Below are 10,307 nucleotides of genomic sequence, written 5' to 3' on the forward strand. Positions count from 1 at the left end.
ACTGAAGCTGGACTGACGGACGCCGCGCCGTCAGCGCGTGCCGCTCACCGCGTACTCCGGCAGGTGCGCCACGGCCGCCCGGCGATCCACAATGGACCGCAGGATTTCGCCGACGCGCACGGCCGTGTTGGACAGCAGCGACGACGTGATGCCGTGCGTGTGCTCGGTGCCGCCCTGCAGGTAGAGCCCGCCGCGCACGGTGGCGTCGGTGGTGATGCGGTAGTCGCGCTCCACGCGCAGCCGGCCCTCGGCATCGCGCCGGCAGCCGGCCGCCAGCTCGCCGAGCAGCGGCGTGGGGTCCGCGGGCAGGTACCCGGTGGCGTAGACCACGGCGTCGGCGTCGAGCACGGCGCGCTCGCCGGTGGTCAGCGACTCGACGGTGGCGCTCACGTGAGTGCCGTGGTCGGTCACGTCGACGGGCCGGGAGACGTTGAACAGCTTCAGCCGGTGCACCCCCAGCACCTTCTCCTGGTAGACGCGGCGGTAGAGCTCGTCGATCAGGTCGAGGTCGACCGCGGAGTAGTTGGTGGCGCCGTGGTACCGCATGAGCCGGGCCTTCACCGGCTCGCTCGCGCCGTAGAAGTGGTCGACCGCCTCGGGGTCGAAGATGCGGTTGGCGAACGAGCTGTCGTCGGCTGGGCTGTAGCCGTAGCGCGCGAAAACGGCGCACACCTCGGCGCGGGGGAACTCGTCGTGCAGCAGCGCCGCGACCTCGGCCGCGCTCTGTCCCGCGCCGACCACCACGAAGCGGCGCGGGTCGCTGCCGCGCAGCCCTTCGACGCGGGGCAGCAGCTGGCTGTTGTGCCAGATCCGGTCACCGCCGGTGATCCCGTCGGGCAGGTTCGGCCGCAACCCGGTGCCCAGCACGAGGTTGCGGGCACGCAGGTCCACGACCTCGTCGCCGGACTTCGCGCGGACGTCGAAGAAGACCACCTCGGCGCCGTCGCACACCGGGCGCACCGACAGCACCTCGGTACCGTAGGAGACCAGGTCGTCGACCTTCTCCGCTGCCCACTCGAAGTAGTCGTGGAACTCGATCCGCAGCGGGAAGAGGTTCTTGTGGTTGATGAAGTCGATCAGCCGGCCCTTGGCGTGCAGGTAGTTCAGGAAGCTGAACTCGCTGGTGGGATTGCGCATCGTCGCGAGGTCCTTGAGGAAGGAGACCTGCATCGTCGCGGAGTCGATCAGCATCCCGCGGTGCCAGCCGAACCGCGGCTGCCGCTCGAGGAAGTGCGCGGTGACCGTGTCCCCGGCACCGGCGTTGTGCTCGGTCGCAGCGATCGCCAGCGCCAGGTTGGAAGGTCCGAATCCCACCCCGACGACGTCGTACACCGGCACTTGGCCATCGACCACAGCTCGTGACATCAAAGTCCCCTAGCGCGGCACTGCCGCTCTCGACTCGGCTCTCACTCCAAAAGCTCAGGAAACCCTAACCTAACTTAGGACAGGCTCAGCTAGTACCGTGTGGGTGATGTTCGTCCCCTCGACCGCGAAAGGGATTCGCCGATGCGCGTGGCCATGTTCGGCTACCAGACCTGGGGGCACCGCACATTGCGCGCCCTCATCGACGCTGGTCACGAGGTCGTCCTCGTGGTCACGCACCCGAAGAGCGACCACGCGTACGAGAAGATCTGGGACGATTCGGTGGCGGAGCTGGCCAAGGCGAACGGTATCCGCGCCCTGCTGCGCAACCGCCCGGACGACCCGGAGCTGCTCGCCGAGCTCAAGGCCGCGGACCCCGAACTGATCGTCGCCAACAACTGGCGGACCTGGCTGCCGCCGGAGATCTTCGACCTGCCGCCCCACGGCACGCTCAACGTCCACGACTCGCTGCTGCCCGCGTACGCCGGTTTTTCGCCCCTGATCTGGGCGCTCGTGAACGACGAACCGGAGGTCGGCGTGACCGCGCACCTGATGAACGCCGAGCTCGACGCCGGCGACATCGTGGTTCAGCGCGCGGTGCCGGTGGGTCCGAAGGACACGACCACGGACCTGTTCCACCGCACCGTGGACCTCATCGAGCCGATCGTCGCGGAGGCGCTCTCGCTCATCGAGACGGGCCGCGTCGTGCCGATCGCGCAGGACCGCGCCAAGGCGAGCTTCTTCCACAAACGCGCGCCGCGCGACAGCCTCATCGACTGGACGTGGCCGGCTTCCGACATCGAGCGACTGGTGCGGGCGCAGTCGGACCCGTACCCCAACGCGTTCTGCTACCACCGCGGGCGGCAGCTGCGGATCGTGCGCGCGTCGGTGTCGGCCGGGCACTACGGCGGCACGCCGGGGCGAATTTTCATCGAGGAGGGTGCCGGCGTGGTGATCGTCGCCGGGTCTGACGCGCGCCGGGGCCACTCCCCCGGGCTGCTGGTGGAACGCGTGCGCACGGAGGACGGCACGGACCTGGCCGCAGCCGACTACTTCACGACGATGGGCGGGTACCTGACCGATCGGCCGTGAGGTTTTGTCGTTCGGGCGGGTTTTGTCGGGGTACCGGGTTACGGTGATCGCTGTCAGTGACCCGGCGTCCCCGCGCCGGATCCGCGTCCACTGGAGGGATCCCGCTCATGGCCACCCCGATGTCGCCCGAGCGCTGCCGCGCGTTCCTCGCCGAGGGCACTCGCAGCGCCATCTTCGTCACCGTCCGCCCCGACGGCCGCCCCCACGCGGTCCCCGTCTGGTACGCCCCGGACGGCGACGACCTGCTCGTGAACATCACCCAGGACAGCGTGAAGGGCCGCGCGCTGGCTTCGTCGGCCGAAGTCGCCATGACCGTGCACGACGACGCACCGCCGTACAGCTTCGTCTCGGTCAACGGCACGGCCGAGGTGGTCACCGACCCCGCCCGCGTGCGCAGCGGCTCGGAACTCATCGCGCGCCGTTACCTGCCGGCCGAGGGCGTCGAGGGGTTCGTCGGTTATGCCACCGCGCCGGGCAAGGTTCTCGTGGTGGTCCACCCGACACACACCGCGGGGGTGGATGCCGTGGCCGGGTAGGGCCGACCAGCAGACCGCCGGGCTGGGTTCGTCGATCGGCCCGCGAGACCGCGGAAAACGCCGGCGGCCGTTCCGGGCTCCTCGCTGATCTTCAGCCGCGCGAGGGGTCCGCGATCAATCCGGTCGGCACCGGCAGGCCGAGGAGATCGAGCAGCGATGCCAGCTCCGCGTCGAGTTCTCGTCCCGCCTGTGCGATCCGCGGATCGTGGAAGCTGTCGAACCGGGTGCTCGGCTGGTCGATCACGAACCAGGTGCGGTCGTCGTGGTCCACGTGGATCGCGGTGCGCAAGGGGGCGTAGAGCATCACCGCGGGGTCGTGCCGGAACATGCGCTGAGCGAAGACGTGGTTGCCCATCAGGTATTCCACGCACGGACGCGACGCGGCGGCCAGTTCCATCAGGGAGCCGACATCGGTGCCCCAGTACCGGATGAAGCTGTGCGGGGCGTTTTCCTCAGTGGCTTGGCGGACGACGTCCCAACTGGCCTTTTCCCTCTTGAACTGCTCGAATCGATCTGCCTGGAGTGCCGGGACCGCGCGTTCGTAGCTGTCTCGGAATTCCGGAAAGGTCGCCGTGACGGGGATGGCCAGGCGGACCACCTCGTGTGGGAAGGTCCGGATGGAGGGGAAATCACTGGCGGACATGGCGTGCCGTCCTTCGAGGGTCGTGGCTGCTGTGGGAGTCGCGGGGGAACCGGCGAGAGCGGCCACGGTGCCGATCGCCGACGGCACCGTGGCGGCCCGTCAGTCGCCGAGGAAGTCCAGCACCTGCCGGACGAACAGCTCGTGGTACTGGAAGATCCCGCCGTGGCCCGCGTCCGGGTAGATGCTCAGTGTGGCGTTGGGGAGCAGCCGCGCGAGGTTGAACGAGCTGATCGTCGGCACCAGGATGTCGTTGTCGCCGTTGACGACCAGCACGGGCTTGTCCACATCGGCCAGACCGGCGGGCGACGTGCCCTGCTCCCACTTCGTGGCCGCCGTCAGCTGGGCACTGATCGTCTCGTCCGTCACGGGAGTGTCGCGGTCCTCCGTCCGCTCGTCCAGGCGAGCGAGAAAGTCCCCCGCGGCGGCCTGGCTGCGGGGCGTCGGTGAGAAGAAGAGGTAGCGCTTGGGGTGCTTGCCTTCGGCGGCCGACTTCCCGAATGCGCTTTGCAGCCCGGCGCCCCAGCCGGCCGGCCCTTCGTCGCCGGCGGGCGAGGTGCCGGCCAGGACGATCCGCCGGACCAGGTCGGGTCGCTGCTGGGCCACGGCCTGGGCCACCATGCCACCCAGGGAAAAGCCCAGCAGATCGGCGGTGTCCAGCCCGAGCGCCTCCAGGAACGCCACGGTGTCGGCGGCCATCGCCTCGATGCTGTCGGGAGTGGTGCCGCCGGAGCCGCCGACGCCCCGCAGATCCACCACGATGACACGTCGCTCGGCCGCGAAGCCGTCGACCACGGCGGGGTCCCAGTCGTCCAGCACCGCGGTGATGTGGTTCAGCAGCACCAGCGGCACGCCGGCGGCCGGACCCAACCGGCGGTACGCGAACGGCGTCCCGCCGACGTCCACCGTCTCGCCCGGTGCTGACACAAAACTCGCTGCCATGTCTTGCCTTTCCTGCACGGTGACCCGCGCTTTCGAAGGGAATCCGCCTCCTGGCGTTCTTCGACAGCCTCGCGGGATCGCCACGATGCCGCTTCCGTCGGAAGACCACTGCCGGACACAGCGAAAAACCGCGCCGGGCAGTCATTCCTCCGTGTCGCCACCCCGTGCGCGGGTCGGTGCGGCGAGGACGAGGTCACGAGATCGGGTTTCGCCGACAGTCATTCAACTCATGCGCACGGATTCCGTCAGGCCGACACTGGTGCGACAGCCGGGAGTGATCTGCCGAAGAGCAACGAGGAGCACCATGTCACAGGTCGTTCTTGTCACCGGGGCTTCCAGTGACCTCGGCGCTGCCACCGCCGAAGCGCTCGCCGGTGCGGGCCACACCGCGTATGCGGGAATCAGCCCGGCTGTCGCGCGTCTCGACGAGCCGAGGAGCCGAGGCACGCGCCCCATCTCGTTGGACGTGGGCGATCAGCGCTCGGTGTCGACCGCGGTCGAGGACATCCTGGCCGAAGCCGGAAGGATCGACGCGGTGGTCCACGCCGTCGGACCGGTGCCCCGGGGGCCGCTCGAGTCCTTCACCCCTTACCAGCTGGCGCAGGTCTACGACGCGCACGTGCTGTCCACCCAGCGCGTCAACCGTTGCGTGCTGCCGCGGATGCGCGAGCGGCAGGAAGGCCTGCTGGTGTGGGTGGTGCCGGCCAACCACGAAGCTGCGGACACGCCCTACCTCGCACTGCACGCCGAAGCGGTCGCGATGATCGACCACCTCGCGGCGAGCTACGCCCGGGAACTGACCGAATTCGGCGTCGAGACCACGATCGTCGTCCCCGGTTTCCCGGTGCCCGACAACGGCTCCCGTGTTCGCACGGTCCGGCCGGACGACACCGAGACGGTCGAGGCCTACGAATGCCGATATCCCGGTCTGGTCGACCGGGTGGACTCGAAGCTGGCCGAGCACGCGCTCACGGGCGCCGCGGTCACCCTCGCGGCCCAGGCCATCGCGGCCGTCGTCGCCAGTCCGCCGGGCAGCCGTCCGCTGAGGATCGTTCCCGGCCGACCCGGCGCGGTGCCCGGCCACGGCGCCGTGGGGTGAGTCGGCCGGCTTGGCCGGGCCGCCGAGAGCCGGCTCGTCGATCACCACCGCGGCGGGGTCAGTTCTCCAGCGCCGCGAGCGCGTCGCGAAGTGCTGCCCTGGAGCTGATCCCGAGCTTCGGAAAGATCTGGTACAGGTGTGCGCCGATGGTCCGGTGCGAGAGGTACAAGCGCTCGGCGATCTGTTTGTTGCTCAAGCCCGACGCCGCGAGATCCGCGATCTCCCGCTCCTGGGGCGTGAGCACGTCTCCCCCCGCCGTGGTTTTCGGTCCGCCCCACCCGGTGGCACGCAGCTCCTTGGCGGTCCGATCCGCCCACGGCCCGGCGCCCAGGAGTGTGAACGCGTCATACGCCAGCCGCAGCGGCTCTCGCGAATCGGCGTTCGCCCGCGCACGTCTCAGCCGTTCCCCATACGCCAGTCGTACCCGCGCCAGATCGAACGGCCACCTTTCGGCACCCGGTGTCGCCAGCGCCGCCGTGAACAGGCGCACCGACTCGTCGTCGTCCCTGGTACACAGCGCCGCCGAGCCGGCAGCAAGGAGGCCCAGCCGCGGGGACAGCGCGCCGATGTCCGCCTCGTGCATGGCCCGCACGTGAGCGGCTGCTGCACTGTGCCGGTCGGTCCGCACCGCGGCTTCGACCAGGTCCCACGCCACCCACAACGCGTGCGGCACGTGGGAGGCGAACGTACCCGCCTCGCCCAAGGCCGTCGCGTTCCGGTAGGCGCTTTCGAAATCACCGCGGCCGGAGTCGGCGACGGTGCGGACGTGCCGGGTGTAGTGCAGTGCCGCACCCACGCCCCGCGGTGTGGCCCAGCGAACGATCTGGTCGGTCAGGTGGTCGACCGCCTCGTCGTCTCCGCGGGCCGCCGAGACCACGGCTCGGCAGTACCAGAAGTACCAGGCGAAGAAGTGGTACCCGGAGTCCTGGCACACCTGGGTTCCTTCGTCGGCCAGTGCCAGGCACTCGTCCCACCGGCCCGTGAGGTAGTCGTCCAGGCACAGGTGCATCAGCGCGCCGATGTGCCGGCGCGGCGGACCACCGTCACGCCCCTGGAGAACGAGGCGCCACGAGGGCTCGCGGACATCCGCCAGGCGATCGAGGTAGAGCGCGCCGGTGCCCGCGCGAACGATCCGGCCGGGATCGGTTTCCTTCTGCAGGTCGCCGAGCATTGCGTCCAGCTGACCCAGTGCCCCGGCACCGGACCGGACCGGGTCGGAGAAGGTCTGGGCAGCCACCGAAAGCAGGGCGGGCGGCTCCGGTCGCAGGCGTCGGACCGCCGCGTACAAAGGGTCCCAAAGCTCCGCGCGGCCGCTGAAGAAGCACAGGAGCAGAAGCAGGTGGAGCGCTTCGATGATGGCGCCGTCGTGGGCGTCGTAACGGTGCACGCCGGACTCGACGGCGCCGGCCAGCAGCCGGTGGGCGGTGTCGATGTCCCCGTCGCCGTTGATGATCAGGAAGACGGCGGTGGCCGCGAAGTGGAGAGAGCCCATCAGCTCCGGATCGGCCAGGCGGGCGCCTTCGAGCAGTTCCGAGGCGTTGCGCAGCTGCCCGGTCGCGTCGGCGCCGATGTAGGCGGCTTCGGCGAGCCGGCGTGCGCGATCCGAGCCGTGGGGACTGAGGTCGGCAGCCCGCACCAGCGCTGCCACCGCACCGACGGCGTCTCCCCGGGCCGCGATGCGCCGTGCCGCTTGTTCCAGCAGGACGGCCACCTGCTCATCCGGCTCGACGGAAGCTTCGCCCAGGTGCCAGGCCCGCCGCTCGGGGTGGTCCACCAGCACCTGGGCCAACGCCCGGTGAGCCGCTCGACGCTCGGCGCTCGTGCAGGCGTCCACGACCGCCGAGCGGATCAACGGGTGCCGGAAAACGAGCCGGCGCGTGCCCTCGTCGAAAGCCACCAGCCGATCCTGTTCCGCGGAGGCGAGGTCTTCGAGGTCGGACTCGTAACCGGCGTGGCGTGCCGACGCCTGCAGGACCGCGAGATTGCCGGTTCCCTCGAGCGTCGCGAGCAGCAACAGCCGCCGTGCGGCAAGGGAAAGAACGGACACCCGGGAGACGAACAGGGCCTGGAGCCGCTGGCTGAGCGGGAGCACGGCGGGAAGGTTCTCCAGGGCCGCGCGCTGCTGCCCGCTCAGCGCCGCGGGCAGTTCGAGCAGGGCCAGCGGGTTGCCTTCGGCCACCGACAGCAGTCGCTCGCGCACTCGAGCGGCCAGCGCCGGGAAACGGGTGTTGAGCAGGAGCTGTGAGGCCTCCCCGTCCAGCGGCGGCACCTCGTACTCGGGCAGGCCACCGCGGTTGAAGAAGGTCTCACTGTCCGACCGCATGGCGCCGAGGAAGGTGACTCGGGTGCCGTTGAGCCTGCGGGCGACGAAGCCCAGCACGGCGGCGCTGGCCCGGTCGAGCCACGGCAGGTCGTCGACGATCAGGAGCAGCGGACCGGCCTTGGCCACGTGGCGCAGGAGCATGAGGGTCGCGTTCGACACGACGAGCCGCTCCGGTGGTGCTCCGCTCCCGAAACCCAGGGCGACTCGCAACGCCTCGGCGTGCGGCTTCTCCAGTTCCCCGAACGCCTCGTGCAGGGGGAAGAGAACCTGGTTCAGGCCCGAGTAGCTCACGTCGGCCTCGAACTCGACGCCCGCGGCACGCAGGACCCGTGAGCCACTCGCGACCGCGGCTTCCGCCACGGCATCGAGCAGGACGGTCTTGCCCACCCCCGCCGCTCCGGACAACAGGAGTGCTCCACCACGGTCCGTGGCGTCGAGGAAGCCGCGGATGCGCTCGAGCGCCACACCGCGTCCCACGAGGAAATCGACACCACTGTGCTCGAAAAGGCCCTTGTCGCCCATGCGATCAAGCTCCCCCGCCCACGCGGGCCGGCGATACTTCCCCGCCCGGTGCGCGATCTCGCGCGGCGGACCGTCCACAAGCGATTCGCCGGTGTTCACTGCTGGCTCTCAACGTACGAATCCTTCACCCCGGCCGCGCGGACTACCGGCGTCCGCACACCTGGCGGCAGCGCACTCGTCCCCACATCCGGGCTTTCACTGATCTTGGACGATGCTCCACAGCATCGCGTGGAATTTCGCGTGGTCCCGGGTGGGTATCGAGGACAGGCGACGCATGATCGCCGTGTCACGAGCGATGGCGACCCGGTCCTTCACCTCGATGCCTTTCGCAGTCGCCCGGGGAATGCGCACCCGCCGGTCGTGGGCCGACAGTTCGCGGACGACGAGGCCGTCGCGCTCCATCCGGTCGAGAATAGACACCAGCGTGGTCTTGTCGACCCCGAGCTCGGCCGCGATCTCCAGTTGTGTCCGCTCCGGACCCTCACTGATCAGTTCGAGGACGAGCCAGTCGCGCAGATCGGTCAGCCCCGCATCCCGCGAGACCGCGTTGAACGCATCGCCGAGCGCCGCTGCCGCCCGGTGGGCCAGCCAGGTCAGGTCACCGCTCGCCGAAGTGGCGTCGGGCGGCGGCAGCGCGCCACGGCGTTCGCTCTTCGAGGACACTGCGCGAAAGTATCATCCGCGGCCGGATCGTCCAAGCTCGGATTGAATCGTGTGAAACGATTCGATGTCATATGCTTCTGGCTCCTCTTCCGGGAGCGCTGAGGGCTCGTGCGGAACCACTCGCGCGTTCAGCACCGCAGCCTAAAAGGAGGTCCGACCGAAAACATGGCTCAAGATCCGGAAGACTTTGCCGATTCTCCACCGCCGGCCTACGGCGAGCACGATGCGCTCTCGGACGTGCTGCAGGCGATCCACCTGCAGGGTGGCGATGTGCGCCGCCGGTCGAGCTCGCGCGAGCGGCACCCGGCCGGGGCGAGGTTGTTGCACATCGTCGAGGAGGGCGGGCTCAACGTCGAGATCGCGGGCGAAAGCACCGTGGAACTGAGCGCCGGGGACCTGGTGCTGCTCGCGCGGGGCGACGCCCACCTCGTCCGGGCGACGCCGCACGCGAGCTGGGTGACCGGGGAGTTCCTCGTCGAGACGGTGGTCGCCGCGCCGCTGCTCGCCGTGCTGCCGCCGGCGATCGTGATCCGCGGCGGCCCGGGGTCCGCGGCGTGGCTCCCGCCGGTCAAGGAGCTGCTCATGGCCGAGGTGATCCACGCGGCACCCGGCGCCCGCGTGATGGTGTCCCGAGCGCTCGACGTGCTCTTCATCTGGTCGCTGCGGTCGTGGGCCTCGTCCGGCGATGTGCGCAACGCCGGCTGGCTGACAGCGGCGCTGGACCCGGTGCTCGCACCGGTTCTCACCGCGATTCACCGCGACCCGGGCCGCGACTGGCCCGTCGACGAGCTGGCTCGGCTCACGTCGCTCTCGCGTTCGGCGTTCGCGACGCGGTTCGCCGAATCGGTCGGGGAAACGCCCGGTTCGTACGTGTTGCGGTGCCGGCTGGGCCACGCGGCGCACCTGCTGCGCGGCACGGCCGACCCGGTCGGCCGGATCGCCGCGCGGGTGGGCTACACGTCCGAAGCCGCCTTCAGCCGGGCCTTTTCCCGCGCCTACGGCAGTTCGCCGCGGGCATGGCGCGGCGGGACCGGTTCTGGTTCCCCCGAACGAACGCCGGAGTAATGCCGGTCCGGCGAATGGCTTTTTGACACCACGCCAGGGCGATGAAAATCTTCGTTCGCTCCT

9 protein-coding genes are annotated in these 10,307 nt (G+C 70.0%); 4 read left to right on the top strand and 5 right to left on the bottom strand.

What is annotated here, in order from left to right; translation table 11 throughout:
- Positions 1–30: 30 nt before the first annotated feature.
- Complete coding sequence (locus tag ACWEOE_RS34525) at positions 31–1,365, bottom strand: lysine N(6)-hydroxylase/L-ornithine N(5)-oxygenase family protein (RefSeq protein WP_452016690.1); 1,335 nt, start codon at positions 1,363–1,365, stop codon at positions 31–33.
- Between the two features lie 141 nt (positions 1,366–1,506).
- On the opposite strand from ACWEOE_RS34525, the gene ACWEOE_RS34530 reads away from it, so the two are divergent.
- Complete coding sequence (locus ACWEOE_RS34530; RefSeq protein WP_452016692.1) at positions 1,507–2,454, top strand: methionyl-tRNA formyltransferase; 948 nt, start codon at positions 1,507–1,509, stop codon at positions 2,452–2,454.
- A gap of 107 nt (positions 2,455–2,561) precedes the next feature.
- Positions 2,562–2,990, top strand: a complete 429-nt coding sequence (locus tag ACWEOE_RS34535; protein ID WP_452016694.1) for a PPOX class F420-dependent oxidoreductase — start codon at positions 2,562–2,564, stop codon at positions 2,988–2,990.
- 91 nt (positions 2,991–3,081) lie between these two features.
- Here ACWEOE_RS34535 and ACWEOE_RS34540 read toward each other — a convergent pair whose 3' ends face one another.
- Positions 3,082–3,633 carry a DUF302 domain-containing protein gene (locus ACWEOE_RS34540; RefSeq protein WP_452016696.1) on the bottom strand — a complete coding sequence of 184 codons (552 nt, stop codon included), beginning with the start codon at positions 3,631–3,633 and terminating at the stop codon, positions 3,082–3,084.
- A gap of 99 nt (positions 3,634–3,732) precedes the next feature.
- Complete coding sequence (locus tag ACWEOE_RS34545; RefSeq protein WP_452016698.1) at positions 3,733–4,572, bottom strand: alpha/beta fold hydrolase; 840 nt, start codon at positions 4,570–4,572, stop codon at positions 3,733–3,735.
- A gap of 304 nt (positions 4,573–4,876) precedes the next feature.
- Between ACWEOE_RS34545 and ACWEOE_RS34550 the strand changes: the two genes are divergently transcribed.
- A complete protein-coding gene (locus ACWEOE_RS34550) occupies positions 4,877–5,671 on the top strand; it encodes an SDR family NAD(P)-dependent oxidoreductase (RefSeq protein WP_452016699.1) in 795 nt (264 codons plus the stop codon).
- Between the two features lie 58 nt (positions 5,672–5,729).
- On the opposite strand, the gene ACWEOE_RS34555 is transcribed toward ACWEOE_RS34550, so the two are convergent.
- A complete protein-coding gene (locus tag ACWEOE_RS34555) occupies positions 5,730–8,516 on the bottom strand; it encodes an AAA family ATPase (RefSeq protein ID WP_452016701.1) in 2,787 nt (928 codons plus the stop codon).
- 195 nt (positions 8,517–8,711) lie between these two features.
- On the bottom strand, positions 8,712–9,179 hold the full coding sequence (locus ACWEOE_RS34560; RefSeq protein ID WP_452016703.1) for a MarR family winged helix-turn-helix transcriptional regulator: 468 nt from the start codon (positions 9,177–9,179) through the stop codon (positions 8,712–8,714).
- A gap of 165 nt (positions 9,180–9,344) precedes the next feature.
- On the opposite strand from ACWEOE_RS34560, the gene ACWEOE_RS34565 reads away from it, so the two are divergent.
- Entirely contained in the window at positions 9,345–10,244 is a 900-nt protein-coding gene (locus tag ACWEOE_RS34565) for a cupin domain-containing protein (RefSeq protein ID WP_452016705.1), read from the top strand.
- Positions 10,245–10,307 lie beyond the last annotated feature (63 nt).

It is taken from the genome of Amycolatopsis sp. NPDC004368 (assembly GCF_053602515.1).